Source organism: Pseudomonas sp. GM80, from assembly GCF_000282515.1.
GTDB lineage: Bacteria > Pseudomonadota > Gammaproteobacteria > Pseudomonadales > Pseudomonadaceae > Aquipseudomonas.
This window is the reverse complement of the sequence record NZ_AKJD01000108.1, coordinates 17,609-41,278: the sequence shown is the minus strand read 5'-3', so window position 1 is coordinate 41,278 and position 23,670 is coordinate 17,609. Positions and strand designations below refer to the sequence as shown.

Genomic DNA, 23,670 nt, shown 5'->3' with positions numbered 1-23,670 from the left:
ATCATCAGCGACTCCAATAGGAACGAATCGCGTTTGATTGCCTTTAGGCAGCTCCGCCGAACGGACCGCTTACGGGGTGAGCGGATGCTCGACCAGCACCGATTCAACGTTCTGCTTTTTCGCCTTCACCAAGGCTGCGTCCACTTGCACCTTTCGTGCTTCAGCCTCGGCCTGGGAATTGAACGGGCCAATCAGAATGCGCGTCTTGCCGCTGCTGTCCTTGATGACTGTGGGCACGAAGGCATGCTCGATCAGCCAGCCGCTCAAGTCGCTGACCGCTTGAGGCGTTTCACCGCGCACCTCAAGATCCCACTGCGGAGCAGAGGCCACCGCAGGCGCTGCTGTCACTGCCGTTTTCGGCTTCGGCACGTCTACACTCTTGCCTTCACCACAACCGGCCAAAACCAGTGCCGCGACTACCCAGACCAATTTGCGCACAACGCTTTCCTCGAAATTCTCAAAGCGGCGATCTTAACATTCAAAAATACTTCGCGAGCCCCGCAAATGGGCACAAAACAACGAGATTGATGATTGCAGCCTCTGTATAGTTACGCCCTGGGAATTAATGCCGCATCTGCGCGTCAGAAAGAGGCACCCAAACCGTGAGACTTCGCACTAATCTATACGTACCACCGACCTCTGCACTGTCTGAATCAGGTGCCCTACAAAGCAATCAAGGAGAAGACCATGCTGATACTCACCCGCAAAGTCGGTGAAAGCATAAATATTGGTGATGACATTACGATCACCATCCTCGGCGTAAGCGGCCAACAAGTCCGCATCGGCATCAACGCTCCAAAAAACGTTGCCGTGCACCGTGAAGAAATTTATCAGCGCATTCAGGCTGGCCTGACCGCACCGGACAAGCCACAAACGCCCTGAGCCACATTGCAGTCAGTAGCCAGTTCTTTTACCTGCGCGTAATGACTGGCTAAAGATTCACGCGCCGTATTGCCACCCGCTTCCCAATCCCCTTGGGCACGGCGCCTGACACATGAGCCCCTTCACCCCCCCTCCTGTTGCCGGCGATACTACCCGCCATTATTGAGTCTGGCTGTCGGACATTTCCGATAGGACTCAGCGAATTTGCCCTCCTAGCCAAATGTCATGCCGCGCGCCATCCCAGTCGCTGCAATCACGATCAGCACCAACAACAGCGCTTCAACATGACTGATTCGCGCAAACAACTTTGCCCGAGAGGTATCGAACGCCGTGCCCCGCGCTGAGGCAATGCGCCATTTGATCAACGTGATCATCGGTGCGAGCTCGACCAATAGAACCAGCACGAACAGCGTCATCTTCAGGTGGAACAGCGGCTGGTGGAGGTAATAGTCAGTGCCCTTTTCATAACCGCCGAAGGCACGCATTCCACCGGTGATCAGCAAAATCACGGCAGAAATACCCCATAGGTTATCGGCGATCAGTACACGACCGGCATCCGCCGTCCCAGCCGCCAGGCGACTGAATGCGCTACCTCGAGTGAGCACCGCCCAGAACCCCAGGGCAAACGCCAGTAGATGAATAGCAGCAAGCGACCAGTGAACCAGCATCGACACACTCCTGCGCAAAGAGTTGAAAATCGGCCAGTCAGTAGTAGTTGAAAAAGAATGGTTTTGCCCGTGCGCAATTGTCAGGACGACGGTAGAAATGCCAAATCGCAGGCAAAAAAAATCCCAAGCAGCTGATGGAAGCTTGGGATTTAAAAATGCATAAACCGTGGTGGTGAACGCGGGGCGAATGTTACTGAATCAATCGACGTGTAACAACTTATTTTTGATAACCGGTCGGTTAATAATCATCGTAAGTCATTCAATATCCACACTTTTTAAAAGGACGCTGGCGACAGACGGTCAAAAAACAACCGATCTGACAGTGTAAGAGTTGTTGACCACCGCTTCCGCGCAGGAGGATTATTCCCGCGCAAATTTACACGGACGGTAAACATTGAAAACTTCTTCGCCTATGGACAGGACGCCCTCGCCCTTCATTCGTCGTGGAGGCCTGCACAATCCACGCAAGCCGCGCCAGAACCCCACAAGCATTGATGGTCGCGAAAAATGAAACACCAAACCCTGCTCATCAGCTTCTTGTGCTGCATCAGCCTCTTCGCCAACGCGACCGATGTGCCTATCAAAGAAGGCATGTCGTTTGTCAGCGCGAGAAAAGCACTGCTGCAAAGTGGCTGGAAACCTAACAAAACCTATTCTGGCGAATACGGTGTCGAAAACATCCTAATGAGAAAAGGCTTTGTTGAAGTTGAATCCTGCTCCATGGGCGTTCAGTACTGCATCTTCAACTACACCAAAAACAACACCTGCCTGGGGGTAGGCACCGTCGGGGAAGAGATCAAGGACATGAGAATTTATTCGTGGAACTTTGAATGCCCTGACGTAGAACAGGAAAACCTTGAAAAGTGAGATGCCTCCCCGGCGCTTGCATCCTGCTTTGTTTCTCCAGCGCGCTTACCTGCGCAACCGACATCCCGATTGAAACAGGCATGCCGTTTCTATCCGCGCGAAAAGCATTGATCAAACACGGCTGGCAGCCAAGCGCGTCAAAAGAGCTGCAACCCGTTGGCACTGCCGTAGAACTGGAAAGAATCGGCATTGTAGAAATCGAGCGATGCACCCAAGGCGTGCAATATTGCGAATTCCATTACCAAAAAAACAGCGAATGCCTGGGCATCTCGACGACGGGCGAAGAGGTTCAAGAACTGGTCGTTGAGGCCTGGGACTTCAAGTGTCCGTAGACCCGCCCTGCACACCCGCGCTCACGGGACACAGGCTGGTGGCGAGCATTTTCACAGTGTGGCCTGTCCATCCTTTGAGGCGAAATCGATCACCTGCTCCGGGGACAGCACCTGCGAATAACTGACATCGTCAAAGTATTCGTCTGGCCAGAAAATCAAATCCGATATCCGCTCATTCGGAATATTGATTTCCAGCATGCTCAGCCAGAACTCGACGTCATGATCGGCGCCATCGCCCTCCATGACCCTGCGAGCCAGTTCGATCAACTCTTGCCTGGTGATGTCCGCCACGCGCTGCTCGTAAGGCGTGGCCAGGATCTTGCGAACCCACGTATCGTGATCCTGACCACCATAAATGCCCTGGAAGTCGATGAACTCAAGTTCGGTCATGGCCTCACGATTGAATTGCGCCAATTGACTCAGCGTCTGCTCGGGGTGCCCGCAATCAATCTCTTGCGCCAGCTTGGTCAGCCGGGCAACCAGGGATTCATCCAGCACAGGCGGCATTAACTCGCTGCGAAGCTCCATTTCATCTCTCCATTTACTTGCTGTGCCTTGACGCTCTGCAGAGTTGAAAATGCTCTAACAGAAACATCAGGTGGGATGTTTTGCAAAAGTTTTGCAAATCGCAGACAACAAAAAAGGGCCCACCTTTCGGTGAGCCCTTCTAGACCGCCCAGCAGAGCGGATTTTGTTTGGTAGGCGCGATTGGACTCGAACCAACGACCCCCACCATGTCAAGGTGGTGCTCTAACCAACTGAGCTACGTGCCTGCTGTGAGGCGGCATTCTACGGAATTCCGGAGGGGTGTCAACACCTTTTTTTCACCTAACCCTATGAATATGCAAAATATTTAATTTCGGCCCGGCGGCATTGGATTTCCGGTGGCTGGCGGAGGTTTTTCAACTCGGGTAGGATCGCCGCACTCGTAAAATATATTAAACACAGAGGCTGCAGGATGGCGAACACTCCTTACCCCGAGTCTTATTATGCGGCGTCGGCCAATGCCGTACCGCCCCGCCCTGCCTTGCAGGGTGATGTGGAGACGGACGTCTGCGTGATCGGCGCCGGGTACACCGGGCTGTCCTCTGCCCTGTTCCTGCTGGAGAACGGTTTTCGCGTGACCGTGCTGGAAGCGGCCAAGGTCGGCTTCGGCGCCTCCGGGCGTAATGGCGGGCAGATCGTCAATAGCTATAGCCGTGACATCGACGTGATCGAACGCAGCGTCGGCCCCAAGCAGGCGCAATTGCTCGGGCAGATGGCGTTTGAAGGCGGCCGGATCATTCGCGAGCGCGTGGCGAAATACAACATACAGTGCGACTTGAAGGACGGCGGCGTGTTCGCTGCACTGACAGGCAAGCAGATGGGGCATCTGGAATCGCAGAAGCGTCTCTGGGAGCGCTTCGGCCAAACGCAACTGGAACTGCTCGATCAGCGCCGCATTCGCGAAGTGGTCGCGTGTGATCAATATATCGGCGGCATGCTCGACATGAGCGGTGGCCATATTCATCCGCTGAACTTGGCGCTCGGTGAAGCAGCTGCGGTTGAGTCGCTCGGCGGCACTATTTATGAACAATCGCCTGCCGTGCGCATCGAGCGCGGAGCCAACCCGGTGGTGCACACGCCCCAAGGCCGAGTGCGCGCGAAATTCATTATCGTCGCCGGCAACGCCTACCTCGGCAATCTGGTGCCGGAACTGGCGGCCAAATCGATGCCCTGTGGCACGCAGGTGATCACCACCGAGCCGCTGGGTGACGATCTCGCGAAAACGCTGCTGCCCCAGGACTATTGCGTTGAAGACTGTAATTACCTGCTCGATTACTACCGTTTGACCGGCGACAAACGCCTGATCTTCGGCGGCGGCGTGGTGTATGGCGCGCGCGATCCGGCGAATATCGAGGCGATCATCCGCCCGAAAATGCTCAAGGCGTTTCCGCAGCTCAAGGATGTGAAGATTGATTACGCCTGGACGGGCAATTTCCTGCTGACCCTGTCGCGTTTGCCGCAAGTGGGGCGTTTGGGCGACAACATTTATTACTCGCAGGGCTGCAGCGGCCATGGCGTGACGTATACGCATTTGGCGGGCAAGGTGCTGGCGGAGGCGTTGCGCGGGCAGGCTGAGCGTTTTGATGCTTTTGCGGATTTGCCGCATTACCCGTTCCCGGGTGGGCAGATGTTGCGCACGCCATTTGCGGCGTTGGGGGCTTGGTATTACGGGTTGCGGGATAAGTACGGCTTTTAAATTCGAGCTATGGAAACCCTGTGGTGAGGGGATTTATCCCCGATGGGTCGCGCAGCGGCCCCAAAAAATGGGACTGCTACGCAGTCCATCGGGGATAAATCCCCTCGCCACAAATGCGTCTATGACTTAATCAGAGCTGGTCGCGGGCGATGCCGCTACGAATCCGCAGAATGTCGGCGAGCACCGCCAAGGCAATCTCCGCCGGCGTCTTGCTGCCGAGGTTAAGACCAATCGGCGCGTGAATCCGCGCCAACTCAGCCTCCCCCAGCCCACCGATTCGACGCAACCGCTCAAAGCGCTTCTGTGACGTCTGCAGCGAACCCATCACGCCAATGTAGAACGCTTCGGTGCGCACCGCTTCCATCATCGCCAGATCATCGATGCGTGGATCATGGGTCAACGCGACAACTGCCGTATCACGGTGACAGCCGCCATCGGCGATAAACACCGAAGGCAATTGCCGGCGAATCTCCACACCATCCAGCACCACACCTTCGAGCACTTCGTCGCGCGGATCGCAAAGAATCACTTCAAACCCGAGGCCAACGGCGAACTCGGCACACGCCTGCGCCACGCTGGAATAGCCGGCGAGCAACAAGCGCTGCGCCGCGCCGACACGAATCCGCACCCGATCGATCTCGCGCTCGATCCGCGCACCCTGCTCGCGATCAGCGAACAGGCTACGCGCACCACCGGCCAGATCGACCTCGCGAATCAAGCGACGCTGCCCCAGCAACGCCGACTCCAGTTCACGCAGATGCGCCTGCACCTCGCAGTCGGCGTCAAATTTCTCAACCAGCACATCGAGAATGCCGCCACAGGGCAGGCTGACCCGCGAACGCGGATCGTCGCCCTCGCCGTAGCGCACGACGCTGACCGCATCGAGAAACGCACCTTCGGCGACACGCTCAAGGAAGTCTTCCTCGACGCAACCACCCGACAGCGACCCGATCCACTGCCCGCCATCGTTCACCGCCAGCAGCGAACCTGGCGCACGCGGTGCCGAGCCGTAAGTGGTCAGCACGGTGCAGAGCCAGATGCGCTGCCCCGCCACCGACCACTCCAGCGCCCGGCGCACCACTTGTAGATCGAGATGCTGCATGTCAGTGGGCCTTGTGCTCGATGGACGGTGCGTCGGCTTGCAGCTTCTGCACCTCGCTGACTGCCAGCTCGGCGGACTGCCCTCCCCACCCTTGACGCAGGTAGTTGAGCAGATCGGTCAGCTGTTCTGGACTGAGCTTGTCGGCAAAACCCGGCATCGGCTGCATGTGTTCGAACCCGGAGAACTTCTGCTCGCCGATACCGTCTTCGATCACGCGCAACAGGTTGCGTGGGTCTTCCAGGCGCAACGTGGTGTTGCCGCGCATGGCCACCGCGATGTGCGGTTTGCCTTCGCCACCGACCGCATGGCAACCGGCGCAGACGTTCAGGTATTCCTGCTGGCCGCGCTTGGCACTGGCGCTGAGTTTGTCCACGGGCACTTCAACCAGCGTTTTCGCTGCCAGCGGTTTGTCGCCGAGCAGGAACGTCGCCATCGCCGCCAGATCCGGATCGCTGAGGCCTTGCGTGCTGTTGTGGAACACCGGGAACATCTCGTTGAACATCGTCCCCTGCGCACTCATGCCGTGCTTGAGGAACGTGCCCAGATCCTGCTCGTTCCAGCCGCGAGCGGCCAGATCGGTGGCCAACAAGCTCGGCGCCAGGTAACCATTGAGGATGCCGCCGGTCAGGCGCTTGTCCAACTGCATCGCGCCCGGCAGGCCGCGTGGCGTATGGCATTCGCCGCAGTGGCCGAGGACTTCGACCATGTACTGGCCGCGTTTCCAGGCGTCACTTTTGCCTTCGGCCGGCTCCAGCTTCAACGCTTTACCGTACATCATGTTCCAGCCGATCAGGCCTGGGCGCACGTTGAACGGAAAGCTCAGGCTGGTGACCGGGGCTGCACGCTCGATCGGCTCGATGGTTTTCAGGTACGCATGGATCGCGTCCGAATCTGCACGCGGCATCAGGTGGTACGAGGTGTACGGCATCGCCGGATAGAGGTTCGCACCGTCACGACGCTTGCCTTCGGTCAGCGCAGCGAAGAACTCGTCATCGTTGTACAAACCGATGCCGTGCTCTTTGCTCGGCGTGATGTTAGTGCCGTAGATCGTGCCGAACGGCGAGACGATCGGCAGGCCGCCCGCAAACGGCGCGCCACCCGGAGCGGTGTGGCAAGCCATGCAGTCAGCGGCGCGGGCGAGGTACTCGCCGCGCTTGACCTGATCATCAGCGTGGGCAAACAACACCGGCGCAGCGAGGCCGACCGCCAGGGTCAGGCGGGTCAGAAAAAGCTTCATGCTTAACCCTCCTTGACCAGGCCGAGATCGGTGAGCACGTTGCGGGTGGCGTTGTAGTAACGCACGTACCCGGTGCAACGGCAGACGTGATGACCGAGGCTGTCCTCGATGACTTTTTCCAACTGGCTTTTGACGATCGGCTGACGCTGCAGCTTCTCGACCAGCACGGTCGCAGCATTGACGAAACCCGGGGCGCAGTAGCTGCACTGGAAAGCGAACTCGTCGACGAAGCGTTGCTGGATCGGGTTCAGCTCGGTGACCTGGCCGCTCTCGTCACGCTTGGCGTGAGATTCGATGGTGCGGACTTTCTTGCCTTCGAAATAATGCGCGCCGGTGATGCAGGTGCGCACTTCTTCGCTGGTGCCGTCCGCGTTGTCGACGATCACCACGCAAGCGTGGCAGATGCCCTGGCCGCAGCCCAGACGCGAACCGGTGAGGTTTTTGTATTCGTGCAGGTAGTCGATCATCGGCAGGTCATCAGGGATGTCCACCGGGCCGACGGATTGACCATTGAGGGTCAGTTGAAGCGGACGGTTAGCCATTGAGGGCCTCCTTGATGCGCGCTGGAGTGATAGGCAGATCGCGAACACGTTTGCCGATGGCATGCGCCACGGCGTTACCGATGGCACCGACAATCGGGATCATCACCACTTCGGCGATGCCTTTGGACGGATCGCTTGGCGACAGTGCCGGGAGAATCTCCGACGTCTGTTTCCACACGGCAACATGACGCGCCATCGGCAGACGGTAACGGTTGAAGTTCCAGTCACCCTCCCCTGGCCCGCCTTCGTACAGCGGCATCTCTTCCATCAAGGCGTGACCGATGCCCATGGCGATACCGCCTTCCATCTGGCCCTTGACCAGCTCCTCGACCAGCACACGGCCGCACTCGACCCACGAATGGTGGTTGAGCACTTCGACTTCGGCCGAGCCCTTGTTGACCTTCAGCTCGACCAGCGTGGCGACCGGGCTGTAGTAGGTCACGGCGGCGTTGTTCAGTTGAGTCGCCGGGTAACTGATGTTCTGGCGATCCAACAGGTGGAAACCGGCCGTGCTCATCAGCGCTTGCTTGGCTTTCGGCGCACCGTCGCCGTACTTCACCGCCAGACCGTCAAGCGGCAGACGCTCGCGCACGCCGTCGATGCTGTACTCAGCCTCGGCCCAACTCCAGCGGTTGAAACCGTGGACGGTGGCCGCGGTGACCAGACCACGCTCGTGAGCGCGTTTGGCCAGCTCTTCGAAGCTCAATGGCTGCATGCCGTTGGCCGTCAGTTTGCCGTCGACCCAATGCGCATCTTCGCGACGTACCACGTAAGGGTTGGCCTGGCCGCCGAACGGCCCCTGACGCCAGATCTCCAGCGCCGCTGGCCATAAACCGTGGTTGAACAGCACGCGCGCCGCTTCACGGGTGGCGTGGCTGAAGTAGTACGCCGAGTTGGTCGCCGACGAGGCCGAGGCCAATTTGCCAACCCAACGCGGGTTGCGCAGGAAGTTGTCCTGCTCGGCCTGAGTCATGATGTAAGGGTTGCCGCTGGTGATCAGCTGCATTTCCTTCCATTCGGTTTCGCCAGTCTTCACTTCGTGCGCCGGGCTGCCGAGGAAATCGGCCACCACCAAGGCTTGCGAGGTGGACATACCGGTGCCGATTTCGATACCGATGTGGCGCAGGCTGATGCGACCGTCGGCGGTGAATTCGATGCTGGCCATCGGCGCTTCGGAACCGGTGCCGAAGTCTTTCTGGCAAATGGCAAAACCGACGCCGTACCAGTTATCCGGGTCTGCGGCTTCGCGCTGTTTCTTGATTGCGTCGCGGTTTTTCCAGACTTCGTGCACCGAGGCTTTATCGAGAATCTCGTGCAGGCGCAAAGCACCGGCCGGGATCGCGCCCTGGGTGTTTTTCATGCCGGAACGCAGGGCGTTCTTGCGACGCAGATCGATCGCATCGACACCGAGGCGATTGGCGATTTCGTCGACCATCATTTCGGTCGACGCCATGCTTTGCAGGGTGCCGTAACCGCGCATCGAACCGGCTTCAACGCCACGCGAGTGATAGGCGGTGACTTGCAGGTCGTTCTGCGGCATGTAGTAGATCGATTGCGCAGCGGTGGCGCCAACCGCAGCCACCGACGGGCTGTAGTTGATCCGGCCACCGCCGTCGACGCTCATTTCCGCGCGGAAAATCTTGAAGCTGTAGTCGTTCTTGTCCACGGCCAATTGGTAGCGGATGTCGAACGGGTGACGCTTGATGCCGCTCTGGAACTGCTCGTAGCGGTCGTTGGCCAGGCGCACCGGCACACCGGCGCCGTACAGCGCAGCAAGGGCTGCGTAGTAGACGAAGATGTTGTGGTCTTTGGAACCGTAACCCACGGTGTAACCCGGGTGCATGCTGAGGTTGTCGAGGCCGAAGCGCGACGGCGCAATCATTTTCGCGGTCTCGGTCGCAGCTTCCAGTGGGCACTGGGTGGCCACCACAAAATGCAGGGTCTTGGTTTTCGGGTCGTACCAGCCGTTGCCGTTGTCCGGCTCCATGGCGGCCGGTTCGATCGACGGGGTCTTGTAGCGTTCGTCGAACACCAGCCAGTTGTCAGGCGGGGTGTCGATCTCTTTCTTCATGCGGTCGGCGTAGAACAGGCCGCGCTCGGTCAGGTTGCCGTGCAGGTTGGGCTGGGAATTCCACACCGGACGACGGTTTTTCAGCATCGGAAAGAGGATCGAGTCCTTCAGGCTGGCAAATTCGTCTTCGTCGGCCGAGGTCGGGCCGCCAACGCGCACATAGCGGAAGCTGCCGTAGGGGTCGCCTTCGTAGAACGGCACTTGTGCACCGTAACGAATCGCTTTGTCATTGAATTTGAGCTTGTTCTTGGCCTGACGGAAACGCTCGAAATCGTTCCAGATCAGAATGGCCACCGGGTGACCGATGAACATCGGCACTTTGCCTTCCGGCAGCAACGGATCCGGCGCGTGCTCTTCAGGGAAGACAATGCCGTCCTTGTCCAGATCCGCGGCGGTGACGATGCGGTCAGGCTGCAAATCGGCCCCCAGCCACGACAGGTCATAGCCGTCGTAGATGCGGTCAGCCTTGATGGTTTTCAGCAGCATGGCGTGGCCTTGCTGTTCCGGCCAGCCCGGCATGTCCTTGGAACGGATGTCGCGAGCAAAGACCTTGCTGCCGCAGACCTTGGACAGTGCGTCGTTACGCTGACGCGCCTTGCCGTTGTTGCCGAGCCATTTCTCGGACGGCACGGTAACGCTGTTTTCCATCAAGGCAGCCAGCGCCTGACTGCTGAGCGGCGTGAGCGTGACGCTCACACCCGCCACCAGCCCGCCCTGGAGGAACGAGCGCCGGGATATATCACGGTTGGACATGGATCATCCTCTGGGCGGTTATACGTCCGCCCTTCTGGTTATCTACTGGGGAATCTCGAGTCTTGCAGAAGCCCTTCTTGGCTAAACGAAGGGCGTGTTGACAGTGCAAAGCTGACCGAAAGGTTAACTTTAAAGGTTTCTGCGCTCGCAGCAAACAACCAGATACAAATTTCTGACTAAAGAATCAAAAAAGACAATGCGACGTGGCACCGCATGATGGTTACAGGCATTCCATGTAGGAGCTGTCGAGTAAAACGAGGCTGCGATCTTTTGATCTTGCTTCTGCGATCAAGATCAAAAGATCGCAGCGTGCCGCAGCTCCTACAGGGAGCCGGGTTGCGTGATGGGAGCGGAGGTCAAATTTCAGACACAAAAAACCCCGGTCTTTCGACCAGGGTCTTTGCTATCGATTCCGAATCAACCAGTGGTTGCTTTCGGTGCTTCAAGGCGTTCAGTGGTCCTTGAAGCAGATATGGCGCAGCGGACGGGACTCGAACCCGCGACCCCCGGCGTGACAGGCCGGTATTCTAACCGACTGAACTACCGCTGCGTATCGCTTTGAGCTTGCGCTCAAGTAACTCGTTTTGATTGAAAGCTTCGGTGCTTTTCAATCGCAAACCAGACAAGTCTGATTTGTACAATATGGCGCAGCGGACGGGACTCGAACCCGCGACCCCCGGCGTGACAGGCCGGTATTCTAACCGACTGAACTACCGCTGCGCGTCGGTGCAGGCACTTTCAGCCTACGTTCTTGCTTACGCAAGTATCTCGGGGAGTGGTGGGTGATGACGGGATCGAACCGCCGACATTCTGCTTGTAAGGCAGACGCTCTCCCAGCTGAGCTAATCACCCGTTTGCATCTCCGAGGCCGCGAAATTTACGCAGGTAGCGAACCTAAGTCAATAGCAGGATTGAAGTTTTTCTAAAAAAGACGAAATTGCTTCATTCCTCAAGATGCCATCAACTGTCAGACCGCTATCGCGAGCAGGCTCCCTCCTATAGGGGATCGCCGCTTCGGTCGCTATTCGCTGTAAATCATCTTCTTGGTCATGCCGCCATCGACGACGAATTCCTGCCCGGTGACAAACCCGGCATTCCTCGACAGCAACCAGGCGACCATCGCCGCCACATCTTCAACCGTCCCTACCCTGCCCGCCGGATGCTGAGCATGATCGGCATCGGCCAAAGGCTCGGCTCGACGCGCAGAAGGATCGCGCGCATCGATCCAGCCCGGGCTGACGGCGTTGACGCGAATCTCCGGCCCCAAGCTGATCGCCAGCGCATGCGTCAGCGCCAGCAGTCCGCCCTTGCTCGCCGCATACGCCTCTGAGTCGGCCTCCGACTGCCGCGCACGGGTCGAGGCCAGATTGACGATCGAACCGTTGTGCGCGCGCAGATACGGCGCACAGTGCTTGGCCAGCAACATCGGCCCACTGAGGTTCACCGCCAGCACGCGATTCCAGTACGCCAGATCGAGGCTTTCCAGGGTGATGTTGTGCGGATCAGCCACCGCCGCGTTGCACACCAGCGCATCGAGACGACCAAACTGCCCCAACACCTCGGCAACGCCCAGCGCTACCTGGCCCTCATCGGCAACGTCCATGGCGATGAACCAGGCGTTTTCGCCCAGCACCTTCGCCACTTTCGAACCACGCGCGCGATCCAGATCGGTCAGCACCACCTGCCAGCCTTCGCTGATCAGCCACGCCGCAATCCCCAGACCGATACCGCGCGCGGCACCCGTGACCAGTGCAACGCGGCCATGGGTACCTGCTGTTGGCGTCGACAACTCGATCACAGCGCTGCCAGACCGCGCGCCAGATCGGCTTGCAGATCCGCCACATCTTCCAGACCGACCGCGATACGGATCAGGCTGTCGCGAATACCCGCCGCCTCACGTTCCTGCGGCGCGAGACGGCCGTGGGAGGTGGTGCTCGGATGGGTGATCGTGGTCTTGCTATCGCCCAGATTAGCCGTGATCGAAATCAGGCGAGTGGCATCGATAAAGCGCCAGGCGCCCTCTTTACCGCCCTTGACCTCAAAGCTTACAACCGCACCGAAGCCTTTCTGCTGACGCTGGGCCAGCTCATGTTGCGGATGGCTCTTGAGCCCGGCGTAATGGACTTTCTCGATACCGTCCTGCTGCTCCAGCCATTCGGCCAGTTGCTGGGCGTTGGCGCAGTGCGCCTTCATCCGCAGATTGAGGGTTTCCAAGCCTTTGAGGAAGATCCACGCATTGAACGGGCTCAGCGTCGGGCCGGCAGTGCGCAGGAAGCCAACGATTTCTTTCATCTGCTCGCTGCGACCGGCGACCACGCCACCCATGCAACGGCCCTGGCCGTCGATGAACTTGGTTGCCGAGTGCACGACGATGTCCGCACCCATTTTCAGCGGCTGCTGCAAGGCAGGTGTGCAGAAGCAGTTGTCGACCACCAGCATCGCGCCTTTGGCATGAGCGATTTCCGCCAGCGCGGCGATGTCGACCAGTTCAGCCAGAGGGTTAGACGGCGACTCAACAAAGAGCAATTTGGTGTTCGGCTTGATCGCCGCATCCCAGGCCGACAGGCCGGCCAGCGGTACATAATCGACTTCCACACCGAAACGTTTGAAGTACTTCTCGAACAGACTGATGGTCGAGCCGAACACGCTGCGCGAGACCAGCACGTGATCGCCGGCACTGCACAGACTCATCACCACCGCCATGATCGCCGCCATGCCGGTTGCGGTCGCAACGGCCTGCTCGGCGCTTTCCAGCGCGGCAATGCGCTCTTCGAACGCGCGTACAGTCGGGTTGGTGTAGCGAGAGTAAACGTTGCCCGGCACTTCGCCGGCAAACCGCGCAGCGGCGTCGGCAGCGGTGCGGAATACGTAGCTGGAAGTGAAGAACATCGGATCACCGTGCTCACCTTCCGGCGTACGGTGCTGACCGGCACGTACGGCCAGGGTATCGAACGCTACGCCTTCAAGGTCGCTGTCCAGCCGACCGGCATCCCATTCCTGACTCATGCTGTCACTCCTTGCGCTGTTCTCGAAAATAGAAAGTCAGATACAAAACCGGCCCCTCAGGGCCGGTAGAAACTCAGTTGTTGTACAGATCGATGATCGCACTGACCGCCTGGGTCTTGATCTTCGAGGAGTCGTTACGCGCCTGTTCGATCTTGTTCAGGTACGCCTCGTCGACGTCGCCGGTGACGTACTTGCCGTCGAACACTGCGCAATCAAAGTTCTCGATCTTGATCTTGCCGCCACCAACCGCTTCGATCAAGTCAGGCAGGTCCTGATAGATCAGCCAGTCAGCGCCGATCAGATCCGCGACGTCCTGAGTCGAACGGTTGTGCGCGATCAGTTCGTGAGCGCTTGGCATGTCGATGCCGTAGACGTTCGGGAAGCGTACTGCCGGAGCAGCCGAGCAGAAGTAGACGTTTTTCGCGCCGGCCTCGCGGGCCATCTGGATGATCTGCTTGCAAGTGGTGCCACGCACGATCGAGTCGTCGACCAGCATCACGTTCTTGCCGCGGAATTCCAGCTCGATAGCATTGAGCTTCTGGCGCACCGATTTCTTGCGAGCCGCCTGGCCCGGCATGATGAAGGTACGGCCGATGTAACGGTTCTTGACGAAACCTTCGCGGAATTTCACGCCCAGGTGGTTGGCCAGTTCCAGTGCCGCGGTACGGCTGGTGTCCGGAATCGGGATAACCACATCGATGTCGTGCTCTGGACGCTCGCGCAGGATCTTCTCGGCGAGCTTCTCACCCATGCGCAGGCGGGCCTTGTAGACCGACACGCCGTCGATGATCGAATCCGGACGCGCCAGGTAGACGTGTTCGAAGATGCACGGGGTCAGGGACGGGTTGGTCGCGCACTGACGGGTGTGCAGCTTGCCGTCTTCAGTGATGTAGACCGCTTCGCCCGGGGCCAGGTCGCGAATCAGGGTGAAACCGAGCACGTCCAGCGAAACGCTTTCCGAGGCGATCATGTACTCGACGCCTTCGTCGGTGTGACGCTGGCCGAACACGATCGGGCGGATGCCGTGCGGGTCACGGAAACCGACGATGCCGTAACCGGTCACCATGGCGACTACCGCGTAACCGCCAACGCAACGGTTGTGCACGTCGGTCACCGCGGCAAACACGTCTTCTTCGGTCGGTTGCAGCTTGCCGCGCTGGGCCAGTTCGTGAGCGAACACGTTCAGCAGCACTTCCGAGTCGGAACTGGTGTTGACGTGACGCAGGTCGGATTCGTAGATCTCTTTGGCCAACTGCTCAACGTTGGTCAGGTTACCGTTGTGCGCCAAGGTGATGCCGTAAGGCGAGTTGACGTAAAACGGTTGGGCTTCGGCCGAAGTCGAGCTGCCCGCGGTCGGGTAACGGACGTGGCCGATGCCCATGTGGCCAACCAGGCGCTGCATGTGACGCTGTTGAAACACGTCACGCACCAGACCATTGTCCTTGCGCAGGAACAACCGGCCATCATGGCTGGTGACGATACCGGCAGCGTCCTGGCCGCGGTGCTGGAGCACGGTTAGCGCGTCATACAGCGCCTGATTGACGTTCGACTTACCGACGATACCGACGATGCCACACATGCGACGCAACCCCTACTTAATGGATCTGAACTGAACAACACTCACTGAGGCGTTTTCGCCGACGGCAAGAGTTGCTCCTTGAACGGAAGATCAGCGGGTACGCTGATTCCGCTGGCAAGCCACTGACTGCTCCACCCGAGGATCAGGTTTTTGGACCAGTCGGCGACCAATAGAAACTTGGGAACGAGCTGGGATTCTTTCCACCACCCGTCCTGCTGTACCGGCCCCAGGCTCAACAGCCCGACCGCCACGACCACCAGCAACACGCCACGCGCTGCGCCGAAGGCCATGCCGAGGAATCGATCGGTCCCGGACAACCCGGTGACGCGAACCAACTCGCCGATAAGATAATTGATCATTGCGCCCACGATCAGTGTGGCGACAAACATGATGGCACAGCCCGCGATCACGCGAGCCGATGGGGTTTCGATGTATCCGGCGAGGTACTCGGACAATGAGCCACCGAACATCCAGGCGACGGCTCCTGCGATGATCCAGGTCACCAGCGATAATGCTTCCTTGACGAAGCCGCGGCTCAAACTGATCAAAGCGGAGATGGCGATGATTGCAACGATCGCCCAGTCAACCCAGGTAAATGGCACAGTGCAGCCTACAGACGGATAAGGCGGCGCATTTTAGCAGAGCGCATGCCTCTCGGTAAGCTGCGATTGTCAGTGCATTTCAATCGAAGCGATAGTTTTTAGCCGCGCTCAGGCTGGAAACGCACGACAAACCCTTTGAGGTTCTGTTGACGACCCAACAGATCACGCAGACGATCGGCTTCGGCGCGCTCGATCAGCGGCCCGACAAATACCCGATTCTTGCCATCGGCGGAACGGATATAGGCGTTGTAACCCTGGCTGCGCAGGGTTTTCTGCAGGCTTTCGGCACTGGCGCGGCTCGACAGACTGGCTAGCTGCACTGACCAGCTTACCGACAGGCCGTTGGCATCGACGCGACTTTGCGTGGTGTCAGGCTTGGACGAGGAAGCTGTGATTGGCTGAGCAGGCGCCGGAATCGGCTTGGCCACCGCAGGCGGCGTAGCGGGCTTGGCGATCAAAATAGGCGCAGTCGGTGCTGGCGTCGGCGCAACAGGTGCAGCAGGCGCCGTGTCTTGCGCGACTTCTTCATCCGTCGGCACCGGCTCTTGCGGCAGGGTTTGCGGCTCAGGCACGGCCACGGTCTCCATTTGCACCTGTGGCACCACGGGCGCTTGCGGAGCGGCCGGCGCATCGACAGTCACCTGACGCTGCTCATCCTCACGGGTAAACAACATCGGCAGGAAAATTACCGCCAGCGCCACCAGCACCAACGCGCCAACCATGCGCTGCTTGTACGCTTTATCCAGCAAAGCCATTTGCCGCTTCCTCCGTGGAGCGCCGGGCCAGCCATTGAAGGGCCTCGGCGACACAATAAAATGATCCGAACAACAGAATCTCGTCGTCGCTGGTCGCTACGGCGCACTGCCCTTCCAGCGCAGCCGCGACACTGTCGTAAGACGTGACCGAGGCGCCAAGGTTCTGCAATGCCGTCTGCAATTCAGCCACCGGGCGCGCACGCGGCGAATCCAGCGGCGCCACCGCCCAGTGCTCGACACTAGCATTCAATTCGCCGACAACACCATCCAGATCCTTGTCGGCCAGCAGACCAAACACCGCCAGGCGTTTGCCCACCGGCGGCCGCGAGGCCAGACGACGGGCCAGATACTCGGCAGCATGCGGATTGTGACCAACATCCAGCAACAAATTCAGGCGCTTGCCGTTCCACTCGAACGAGCGGCAATCGAGACGACCGACCACGCGAGTCGCCTGCAAAGCAGCGACGATCTGCTGCGGATTCCACGGCAAACCAAGCAACAAGTAAGCCTGCAACGCCAGCGCGGCGTTTTCCATCGGCAGATCCAGCAGGGGCAGGTCAAACAGCTCAACTGCCTGTCCTTGCGCATCGGTACCGCGCCATTGCCAGTGCTGATCAGTGATGCCGAGATCGAAATCACGACCCCGCAGGAAAAATGGACAGACCAGCTCACGCGCCTTGTCGAGCAACGGTTGCGGCGGATTCAGATCGCCACACAGGGCAGGCTTGCCCTGACGGAAGATCCCGGCCTTCTCGAAGGCCACGGACTCACGGGTGTCGCCCAGATAATCGGCGTGATCGACACCAATACTGGTGACCAGCGCGATGTCGGCATCGACCACGTTAACGGTATCCAGACGCCCGCCCAGACCGACTTCGAGCACCACAGCGTCAAGTTTTGCCTGTTGAAACAGCCAGAACGCCGCCAGGGTGCCCATTTCGAAGTAAGTCAGGGAAGTGTCGCCGCGCCCGGCCTCGACCGCAGCAAAGGCTTCGCACAACTGCGCGTCAGTGGCTTCGACGCCATTGAGCTGCACCCGCTCGTTGTAACGCAGCAGGTGCGGAGAATTGTAGACACCAACGCTCAGGCCCTGCGCCCGCAGCAAGGAAGCCACGAAAGCGCAGGTCGAACCCTTGCCGTTGGTGCCGGTGACCGTAATCACCCGAGGCGCCGGCTGGCCCAGCCCCATACGGGACGCTACCTGTTGCGAACGCTCCAGGCCCATGTCGATGGCCGACGGATGCAACTGCTCAAGGTAGGCGAGCCATTCGCCAAGGGTGCGCTCGGTCATAGGCCAGCAGGGACCGGTGGAACCACGATCGGCTCGATTGGCGCAGCAACGAATTTCGGCGTCGGCTTGCCAGTCATTTGTGCCAGCAGGTTACCCAGACGCGGGCGCAGTTCCTGACGGTGGATGATCATGTCGATCGCGCCGTGTTCCAGCAGGAATTCGCTGCGCTGGAAGCCTTCCGGCAGTTTTTCACGCACGGTTTGCTCGATAACGCGCGGACCGGCGAAGCCGATCAGGGCCTTTGGCTCACCGACGATCACGTCGCCAAGCATTGCCAGACTGGCGGAAACACCGCCGTAAACCGGGTCTGTCAGCACGGAAATGAACGGAATACCTTCTTCACGCAGACGTGCCAGTACCGCCGAGGTCTTGGCCATCTGCATCAGCGAGATCAGCGCTTCCTGCATGCGCGCACCGCCGGAAGCGGCGAAGCAGATCATCGGGCAGCGGTTTTCCAGCGCGTAGTTGGCGGCACGTACAAAGCGCTCACCAACAATGGCACCCATCGAGCCGCCCATGAAGCTGAATTCAAAGGCCGAAACCACCACCGGCATGCCCAGCAGGGTGCCGCTGACGGAGATCAGTGCGTCTTTTTCGCCGGTCTGCTTTTGCGCAGCGACCAAACGATCCTTGTACTTTTTGCCATCGCGGAATTTCAGACGGTCAACCGGCTCCAGATCGGCGCCCAGTTCGTTGCGACCTTCGGCATCGAGGAAGATGTCGATGCGCGCACGTGCGCCGATGCGCATGTGGTGGTTGCACTTGGGGCAAACGTCCAGGGTCTTTTCCAGCTCTGGACGATACAACACCGCCTCGCAAGACGGGCATTTGTGCCACAGACCTTCAGGGACCGAGCTCTTCTTGACCTCGGAACGCATGATCGAAGGGATCAGTTTGTCTACTAACCAGTTGCTCATGCTTTCTTTCTCCAGTACCGGCGGCCCGAACGCTCTGGTTCGCAGCCCCGCGTATGCCCTTCAGCTAAATTCATGTGTGTGGCGATGGTCGATGAATGGCCACGGTCAGCGCGAAACATGACCTGCGTGCCCTTCACAAACCCTCAGCCGCGCCTGCTTTGTGCAAGTGCATTGATGGACGGCGGCAGACTGCCAGCCGTCACATCAATATCGGCACCGCCGCTCTGTAGGAGCTTGTAGGAGCTGACGAGTGCAACGAGGCTGCGATCCTTTGATCTTGTTTTTTACGATCAAAAGATCGCAGCCTCGTTGCACTCGTCAGCTCCTACAGGCTCCTGCAGGTTCCTGCAGGTTCCTATTTGTCTTTTACTGCTTTGATAAATGCGCGGATCTTTGCGTGATCCTTGATGCCTTTGCTCGCTTCCACCCCGCCACTGACGTCTACGGCATAGGGTTTTACCCGGGCCACGGCGTCCGCAACGTTTTCCGGGGTCAGGCCCCCGGCCAGAATCAACGGTTTGCTCAAAGCTTGCGGAATCAATGACCAGTCGAACGCCTCACCGGTTCCGCCGGGCACGCCTTCGACATAAGTGTCGAGCAGCACGCCACTGGCGCTCGGGTAGGCATCAACGGCGGCCGCAATGTCATCACCGGCCTTGACCCGCAGCGCCTTGATGTACGGACGATGCCAGCCTTCGCAATCTTCAGCGACTTCATCACCATGAAACTGCAGCAAATCCAGCGGCACGGCATCGAGGATTTCCCCCAACTCGCAGCGGCTGGCGTTGACGAACAGGCCCACGGTGGTCACAAACGGCGGCAACGCCTGGATGATCGCTCGTACCTGCTGCACGCTGACCGCACGCGGGCTCTTGGCGTAGAACACGAATCCGATCGCATCCGCCCCGGCCTCGACGGCGGCCAGCGCATCTTCTATGCAGGTAATCCCGCAGATCTTGCTGCGAACGGCAGACATGTCGAGAAAAACTCCAAGGTAAAATCCGGGAAAGTCCCGGATGGTAACAAAAGCGCTCGTGGGCGTCAGCCGTCAAGTTCCGAGAAGCCCGTGAGGAAATGCGGGCCGATAAAACGCTCGGGCAACGGGAACTCGTCGTGGTACTCGACCTGCACCAGATACAAACCGTATGGATGCGCGGTCACTCCACCGGAACGGCGCTCACGACTTTCCAGGACTTCTTTCATCCATTCCACCGGGCGCTCGCCAGCACCGATGGTCATCAGCACGCCGGCGATGTTGCGCACCATGTGATGCAGGAAAGCATTGGCGCGGATGTCGAGCACGATCATCTTGCCGTGACGGGTCACGCGCAGATGATGCATCTTCTTGATCGGCGATTTGGCCTGGCACTGGCCGGCGCGGAACGCACTGAAATCGTGGGTGCCGATCAGGTATTGCGCAGCCTCGGCCATGCGCTCGACGTCCAGCGGACGGTGGTTCCAGGTGATTTCTTCGTTGAGATGCGCCGGACGGATCTGATCGTTGTAGATCACATAGCGATAACGCCGCGCGATAGCTTTGAAGCGCGCATGAAAATGCGCCGGCATCACCCGCGCCCAACTGACGCTGATGTCATGGGGCAGATTGATGTTGGCGCCCATGACCCACGCTTTCAGCGAACGATCGACCGTGGTATCGAAATGCACCACTTGTCCGCAGGCATGCACGCCGGCGTCGGTGCGCCCGGCGCACTGCAAGGAGACCGGCGAATTGGCGACTTTCGACAGGGCTTTTTCGAGCTCTTCCTGCACCGTTTTCACACCGGTCAGCTGACGCTGCCAGCCGCTGTAGCGCGAGCCTTTGTACTCAACGCCCAGCGCTACGCGGTAAAAGCCCTCGGGGGCCATTTCGGCGACCGGGTTATCTATGTTTGCCAAGGTGGGACAGCCTGCTGTTTTTGCAAAGGCGGGCATTATAAGGCTGTGGTTCAGGGATGCCAGAGAGTTCTCTGTCGCCTGGTCGGGCCTCATCGCTGGCAAGCCAGCTCCCACAGGTTTTGTGTGCGCCTCAGAAACTGTGGGAGCTGGCTTGCCAGCGATGACAATGGCCCAAACGCCAAAGAATCCGACACAAACAAAAACGGCAGCCTCAATGGGTTGCCGTTTTTGTTTACCGCTGGACTGATTACAAGCTCGAGAGCATGTCTTTGGCCTCGCCACGCTGCTTCTCGTCACCCTCGGTCAACACTTCGTTGAGGATGTCACGCGCACCGTCGTTATCGCCCATGTCGATATAGGCCTGGGCCAGATCGAGCTTGGTCGCCGCTTCGTCGGTGCCGGCAAGGAAGTCGAAATCATCTTCGCCCAGATCACCACCCACCGCCGCATCGGCTTCGGTAAAGGTCGGTTCGGCGATGCTTTGCGACAGGCGATCCAGTTCGGCGTTGACGTCGTCCAGCTCAGCCGAGAAGGCATCCGGTTCGGCGGCTGGGTTGCTGTCCATTTCATCGGCCAGCGACAGGTCGAAATCGGCCGGCAACTCGAGATCATCCTGCGGCACGTCAGCCACGACCGGCGGTTCGACCGGCGACAGATCTTTCACGCCCTCGTCCAGATCCAGCAGGAAGTCATCGTCCGCCAGATCCACGGCAGGGGCCGGAGCAGGTTCGGCGCCGAGGTCCAGATCCAGGTCAAAGTCCGACAAGTCGTCCAGATTCTCTTTGATTTCGGTCTGCTGTTGCAGCACCGATTCAAAGCTCAGATCGTCGTCCGCCGGGAATTCGTCCAGCTCGACCGGGGCATCCAGTTCAACCGGCGCTTCTGGCTCGACGACCGGCGCAGGCTCTACCGGCGTGATGTTGTCGAGATCGTCCAGGCTCAGGTCAAACGCGCTGTCCAGGTCATCTTCAACCGGTGCCGGCGCAGGTGCTTCTGGCTCATCCAGCAGCAGATCCTTGACGTATTGCGCGTCCAGCTCGGCAGCCACGGCGGCAGCGGCCAGGCCACCGGCAGCAGCAACGGCAACAGCCATCGCCGGGAAGCGGCTCTTCAGCTCTTCGACCTTGGCGAAGTTGTCGCCATTGGCCACGAGTTGACGCTCTTGGCCGACGAACGCATCGCGGTCGCCCTGCTGACCGTAGACTTCCATCAGCTTAAGACGCAGATCACTGCGCTGCGGCTCGAGGCTGACGCCCTCCTCCAGCAGCGCGGCCGCCTGGTTCAGGCGACCGGCATTGATGTGCGACTGCGCCTTGTCGAGTACGTCATCGGAGCGCTCGGCGGCCGGCGCCACCAGCGGCGCGGCAATCGGCTCAGCCATCACGATCGGCGCGACTACCGCAGCAGCAGGGGCTGGCGCCGGGGTGTTGAGCTTGACGCTCGCCGCCGGAGTTTCCAGACCTTCGAAGCTGCTTTCCGGCAAATCCTGTTCGGCGGAGAACTCTTGCTCTTCAGACAAGGCACGGGCCATGCGCAGGTGCTTTTCGGCTTCCTGCTGGGCTTTGCGGCGACGTGCCAGCAGCAACAGCAAGAGCAGCAGCACAACTGCGCCGCCACCGACCAGGCCCAGCAGGATCGGGTTGGTCAGCAGTTCATTGAAGGTTTTCTCGTCATCGACTGCCGGTTTCGGCTCGACCACTGGCGTAACCGGTGTTTCAGCGGGCGTTTCGGCCGGTGGCGCAATCGCCGATTCCGGTGTCGGCGCCGCGTCCGCCGGAGTGGCCGGCGGTGTAGCGGCCAGTTCAGCGGTGATTGCAGGCACTGCCGGAGCGGCAGGGTTGGCGGCCGGCGCTGTACCCGCCCCTTCTGCCTGCAGTTTCGCCAGTTGATTGTTCTTCAGCTCGATCAGCTTCTGCAGCTTGTCCAGCTGACTTTGCAGATCGGACATGCGGCTTTTCAGTTCCTCGTTGTCACGACGGGTCGTGTCGAGGTTTTCCTGAGTGACCGCCAATTTGTTGCTCAGCGCCTTGGCATCACCGGCCGGGCCTTTGCCGCGACCTTTAGCGCTTTCGGCAGAGACCAGGCTCAGATTGTCCTGAGCGTTCTGGGCAGCGCCGGTGTTTGCACGACCCCGGTTGGTCGCATCAAGTTGCTGCTGACCAGTGCCTGGCTTGGCCACATAACGACGGCCTGTGCGCCAGGCTTCGTTCTGCGCGGCGACTTCAGCAATTGCCTTGGACTGCGGCAGCGCGGTGCTTTGTACCGAATCCGGTAGACGCAGTACCTGACCGGTTTTCAAGCGGTTGATGTTGCCACCAATGAACGCATCCGGGTTCAGCGCCTGAATCGCCAGCATGGTCTGCTGCACCGAACCGCCGGTGCGCGCCTTCGCGGCGATTTCCCACAGGGTATCGCGTGGCGTGGTGGTGTATTGCGTCGGGTGCGTGGCGCCAGTGGTTGGCGCTGTGATGGTCTGCGACGGCGCCGGTTGGGCGGCGGCGTCAGCGGTCTGCGGCGAGAACTTCGACGGATCGAGCAGCACGCTGTAATCGCGCAGCAGACGGCCGTTCGGCCACATCACCTGCACGAGGAATTTAACCATCGGCTCCGACAGCGGCTTGCTCGACGTGACGCGCAGCACGCTTTTGCCGCTGGCGTTGAGCACCGGGGTGAAGGTCAGGTCGTTGAGGAAGGCCTGGCGATCAACGCCGGCCTTGGCAAAATCTTCGGGTGAAGCCAGGCTCGGCACCACTTCGGCAGCGGTGAGATCCTTGACGTCGAGCAGCTCGATTTCAGCCACCAGCGGCTGGTTCAGGGTCGACTTCAGGGTCAGCTCCCCGAGCCCGAGGGCATGCGCCATACCGGAGGACAGCGCCGAGGCGGCCGCTATTGCTAACACCAGTTTGCGAACTTGAACCATAGCCTCAT

The 23,670-nt window shown here is 59.6% G+C and carries 21 protein-coding genes and 4 tRNA genes; 4 read left to right on the top strand and 21 right to left on the bottom strand.

Annotation, left to right across the window (positions count from 1 at the left end; translation table 11 throughout):
• Nucleotides 1-69: 69 nt before the first annotated feature.
• Nucleotides 70-438: a hypothetical protein gene (locus PMI37_RS17675; RefSeq protein ID WP_008083248.1), complete on the bottom strand. Its 369-nt coding sequence runs from the start codon at nucleotides 436-438 to the stop codon at nucleotides 70-72.
• Between the two features lie 249 nt (nucleotides 439-687).
• Here PMI37_RS17675 and csrA point away from each other — a divergent pair, with 249 nt between their 5' ends.
• The gene (gene csrA, locus PMI37_RS17670) at nucleotides 688-882 is read left to right on the top strand and encodes a carbon storage regulator CsrA (protein ID WP_003179932.1); all 195 of its coding nucleotides are present in this window, start codon (nucleotides 688-690) and stop codon (nucleotides 880-882) included.
• A gap of 212 nt (nucleotides 883-1,094) precedes the next feature.
• On the opposite strand, the gene PMI37_RS17665 is transcribed toward csrA, so the two are convergent.
• Nucleotides 1,095-1,550 carry a DUF2214 family protein gene (locus tag PMI37_RS17665; protein WP_008083246.1) on the bottom strand — a complete coding sequence of 152 codons (456 nt, stop codon included), beginning with the start codon at nucleotides 1,548-1,550 and terminating at the stop codon, nucleotides 1,095-1,097.
• A 507-nt stretch (nucleotides 1,551-2,057) separates the two neighbouring features.
• Between PMI37_RS17665 and PMI37_RS17660 the strand changes: the two genes are divergently transcribed.
• Both PMI37_RS17660 and PMI37_RS17655 read left to right on the top strand, forming a co-directional pair.
• Nucleotides 2,058-2,417, top strand: a complete 360-nt coding sequence (locus PMI37_RS17660) for a hypothetical protein (protein WP_008083244.1) — start codon at nucleotides 2,058-2,060, stop codon at nucleotides 2,415-2,417.
• Nucleotides 2,418-2,497: 80 nt separating this feature from the next.
• On the top strand, nucleotides 2,498-2,749 hold the full coding sequence (locus PMI37_RS17655) for a hypothetical protein (protein ID WP_008083242.1): 252 nt from the start codon (nucleotides 2,498-2,500) through the stop codon (nucleotides 2,747-2,749).
• A gap of 51 nt (nucleotides 2,750-2,800) precedes the next feature.
• On the opposite strand, the gene PMI37_RS17650 is transcribed toward PMI37_RS17655, so the two are convergent.
• Together PMI37_RS17650 and PMI37_RS17645 are read right to left on the bottom strand one after the other, a co-directional pair.
• Entirely contained in the window at nucleotides 2,801-3,277 is a 477-nt protein-coding gene (locus PMI37_RS17650; protein ID WP_008083240.1) for a hypothetical protein, read from the bottom strand.
• Between the two features lie 168 nt (nucleotides 3,278-3,445).
• Nucleotides 3,446-3,522: transfer RNA gene (locus PMI37_RS17645), tRNA-Val, on the bottom strand.
• 185 nt (nucleotides 3,523-3,707) lie between these two features.
• Here PMI37_RS17645 and PMI37_RS17640 point away from each other — a divergent pair.
• Nucleotides 3,708-4,991, top strand: coding sequence for an NAD(P)/FAD-dependent oxidoreductase (locus PMI37_RS17640; protein ID WP_008083232.1), 1,284 nt, complete (start codon nucleotides 3,708-3,710; stop codon nucleotides 4,989-4,991).
• 130 nt (nucleotides 4,992-5,121) lie between these two features.
• Here the strand turns inward: PMI37_RS17640 and PMI37_RS17635 are convergent, their stop codons facing one another.
• The 17 genes from PMI37_RS17635 to PMI37_RS17555 form a co-directional block, all read right to left on the bottom strand.
• A complete protein-coding gene (locus PMI37_RS17635) occupies nucleotides 5,122-6,093 on the bottom strand; it encodes an XdhC family protein (protein WP_008083230.1) in 972 nt (323 codons plus the stop codon).
• Nucleotide 6,094: 1 nt separating this feature from the next.
• A complete protein-coding gene (locus PMI37_RS17630) occupies nucleotides 6,095-7,330 on the bottom strand; it encodes a c-type cytochrome (protein ID WP_008083228.1) in 1,236 nt (411 codons plus the stop codon).
• A gap of 2 nt (nucleotides 7,331-7,332) precedes the next feature.
• The gene (locus PMI37_RS17625; protein WP_008083226.1) at nucleotides 7,333-7,872 is read right to left on the bottom strand and encodes a (2Fe-2S)-binding protein; all 540 of its coding nucleotides are present in this window, start codon (nucleotides 7,870-7,872) and stop codon (nucleotides 7,333-7,335) included.
• Nucleotides 7,865-10,696, bottom strand: a complete 2,832-nt coding sequence (locus tag PMI37_RS17620) for a xanthine dehydrogenase family protein molybdopterin-binding subunit (RefSeq protein WP_008083224.1) — start codon at nucleotides 10,694-10,696, stop codon at nucleotides 7,865-7,867. Before PMI37_RS17620 ends, PMI37_RS17625 begins: the two co-directional genes overlap by 8 nt.
• A 473-nt stretch (nucleotides 10,697-11,169) precedes the next feature.
• A tRNA-Asp gene (locus tag PMI37_RS17615) sits at nucleotides 11,170-11,246 on the bottom strand.
• Nucleotides 11,247-11,339: 93 nt separating this feature from the next.
• A tRNA-Asp gene (locus PMI37_RS17610) sits at nucleotides 11,340-11,416 on the bottom strand.
• Nucleotides 11,417-11,472: 56 nt separating this feature from the next.
• Nucleotides 11,473-11,548 (bottom strand) — tRNA-Val (locus tag PMI37_RS17605).
• 169 nt (nucleotides 11,549-11,717) lie between these two features.
• On the bottom strand, nucleotides 11,718-12,494 hold the full coding sequence (locus PMI37_RS17600; protein WP_008083223.1) for an SDR family oxidoreductase: 777 nt from the start codon (nucleotides 12,492-12,494) through the stop codon (nucleotides 11,718-11,720).
• Nucleotides 12,491-13,702: an O-succinylhomoserine sulfhydrylase gene (locus PMI37_RS17595; protein WP_008083221.1), complete on the bottom strand. Its 1,212-nt coding sequence runs from the start codon at nucleotides 13,700-13,702 to the stop codon at nucleotides 12,491-12,493. The genes PMI37_RS17600 and PMI37_RS17595 overlap by 4 nt, the downstream gene beginning before the upstream one ends.
• A 73-nt stretch (nucleotides 13,703-13,775) precedes the next feature.
• Complete coding sequence (gene purF / locus PMI37_RS17590; RefSeq protein WP_007913462.1) at nucleotides 13,776-15,281, bottom strand: amidophosphoribosyltransferase; 1,506 nt, start codon at nucleotides 15,279-15,281, stop codon at nucleotides 13,776-13,778.
• 41 nt (nucleotides 15,282-15,322) lie between these two features.
• Nucleotides 15,323-15,883 (bottom strand): CvpA family protein, encoded by a 561-nt coding sequence (locus PMI37_RS17585; protein ID WP_008083218.1) that lies wholly within the window; start codon nucleotides 15,881-15,883, stop codon nucleotides 15,323-15,325.
• Nucleotides 15,884-15,981: 98 nt separating this feature from the next.
• Entirely contained in the window at nucleotides 15,982-16,638 is a 657-nt protein-coding gene (locus tag PMI37_RS17580) for an SPOR domain-containing protein (RefSeq protein ID WP_008083216.1), read from the bottom strand.
• Complete coding sequence (folC, locus tag PMI37_RS17575; RefSeq protein ID WP_008083215.1) at nucleotides 16,622-17,929, bottom strand: bifunctional tetrahydrofolate synthase/dihydrofolate synthase; 1,308 nt, start codon at nucleotides 17,927-17,929, stop codon at nucleotides 16,622-16,624. The genes PMI37_RS17580 and folC overlap by 17 nt, the downstream gene beginning before the upstream one ends.
• Nucleotides 17,926-18,846: an acetyl-CoA carboxylase, carboxyltransferase subunit beta gene (gene accD / locus PMI37_RS17570; protein ID WP_008083214.1), complete on the bottom strand. Its 921-nt coding sequence runs from the start codon at nucleotides 18,844-18,846 to the stop codon at nucleotides 17,926-17,928. Before accD ends, folC begins: the two co-directional genes overlap by 4 nt.
• A 355-nt stretch (nucleotides 18,847-19,201) precedes the next feature.
• Entirely contained in the window at nucleotides 19,202-19,822 is a 621-nt protein-coding gene (locus PMI37_RS17565) for a phosphoribosylanthranilate isomerase (RefSeq protein ID WP_008083213.1), read from the bottom strand.
• A 65-nt stretch (nucleotides 19,823-19,887) separates the two neighbouring features.
• The gene (truA, locus tag PMI37_RS17560; RefSeq protein ID WP_045123178.1) at nucleotides 19,888-20,712 is read right to left on the bottom strand and encodes a tRNA pseudouridine(38-40) synthase TruA; all 825 of its coding nucleotides are present in this window, start codon (nucleotides 20,710-20,712) and stop codon (nucleotides 19,888-19,890) included.
• A gap of 277 nt (nucleotides 20,713-20,989) precedes the next feature.
• The gene (locus PMI37_RS17555) at nucleotides 20,990-23,662 is read right to left on the bottom strand and encodes a FimV/HubP family polar landmark protein (protein WP_008083211.1); all 2,673 of its coding nucleotides are present in this window, start codon (nucleotides 23,660-23,662) and stop codon (nucleotides 20,990-20,992) included.
• Nucleotides 23,663-23,670 lie beyond the last annotated feature (8 nt).

Bases quoted from the DNA above. Each gene is read 5' to 3' on its own strand.
- PMI37_RS17650 (WP_008083240.1), bottom strand. From the start codon at position 3,277: ATGGAGCTTCGCAGCGAGTTAATGCCGCCTGTGCTGGATGAATCCCTG.
- accD (WP_008083214.1), bottom strand. From the start codon at position 18,846: ATGAGCAACTGGTTAGTAGACAAACTGATCCCTTCGATCATGCGTTCC.
- PMI37_RS17640 (WP_008083232.1), top strand. From the start codon at position 3,708: ATGGCGAACACTCCTTACCCCGAGTCTTATTATGCGGCGTCGGCCAAT.
- PMI37_RS17620 (WP_008083224.1), bottom strand. From the start codon at position 10,696: ATGTCCAACCGTGATATATCCCGGCGCTCGTTCCTCCAGGGCGGGCTG.
- PMI37_RS17630 (WP_008083228.1), bottom strand. From the start codon at position 7,330: ATGAAGCTTTTTCTGACCCGCCTGACCCTGGCGGTCGGCCTCGCTGCG.
- PMI37_RS17555 (WP_008083211.1), bottom strand. From the start codon at position 23,662: ATGGTTCAAGTTCGCAAACTGGTGTTAGCAATAGCGGCCGCCTCGGCG.
- csrA (WP_003179932.1), top strand. From the start codon at position 688: ATGCTGATACTCACCCGCAAAGTCGGTGAAAGCATAAATATTGGTGAT.
- PMI37_RS17625 (WP_008083226.1), bottom strand. From the start codon at position 7,872: ATGGCTAACCGTCCGCTTCAACTGACCCTCAATGGTCAATCCGTCGGC.
- PMI37_RS17580 (WP_008083216.1), bottom strand. From the start codon at position 16,638: ATGGCTTTGCTGGATAAAGCGTACAAGCAGCGCATGGTTGGCGCGTTG.
- PMI37_RS17595 (WP_008083221.1), bottom strand. From the start codon at position 13,702: ATGAGTCAGGAATGGGATGCCGGTCGGCTGGACAGCGACCTTGAAGGC.
- purF (WP_007913462.1), bottom strand. From the start codon at position 15,281: ATGTGTGGCATCGTCGGTATCGTCGGTAAGTCGAACGTCAATCAGGCG.
- PMI37_RS17660 (WP_008083244.1), top strand. From the start codon at position 2,058: ATGAAACACCAAACCCTGCTCATCAGCTTCTTGTGCTGCATCAGCCTC.
- PMI37_RS17635 (WP_008083230.1), bottom strand. From the start codon at position 6,093: ATGCAGCATCTCGATCTACAAGTGGTGCGCCGGGCGCTGGAGTGGTCG.
- PMI37_RS17565 (WP_008083213.1), bottom strand. From the start codon at position 19,822: ATGTCTGCCGTTCGCAGCAAGATCTGCGGGATTACCTGCATAGAAGAT.
- truA (WP_045123178.1), bottom strand. From the start codon at position 20,712: ATGGCCCCCGAGGGCTTTTACCGCGTAGCGCTGGGCGTTGAGTACAAA.
- folC (WP_008083215.1), bottom strand. From the start codon at position 17,929: ATGACCGAGCGCACCCTTGGCGAATGGCTCGCCTACCTTGAGCAGTTG.
- PMI37_RS17655 (WP_008083242.1), top strand. From the start codon at position 2,498: ATGCCGTTTCTATCCGCGCGAAAAGCATTGATCAAACACGGCTGGCAG.
- PMI37_RS17665 (WP_008083246.1), bottom strand. From the start codon at position 1,550: ATGCTGGTTCACTGGTCGCTTGCTGCTATTCATCTACTGGCGTTTGCC.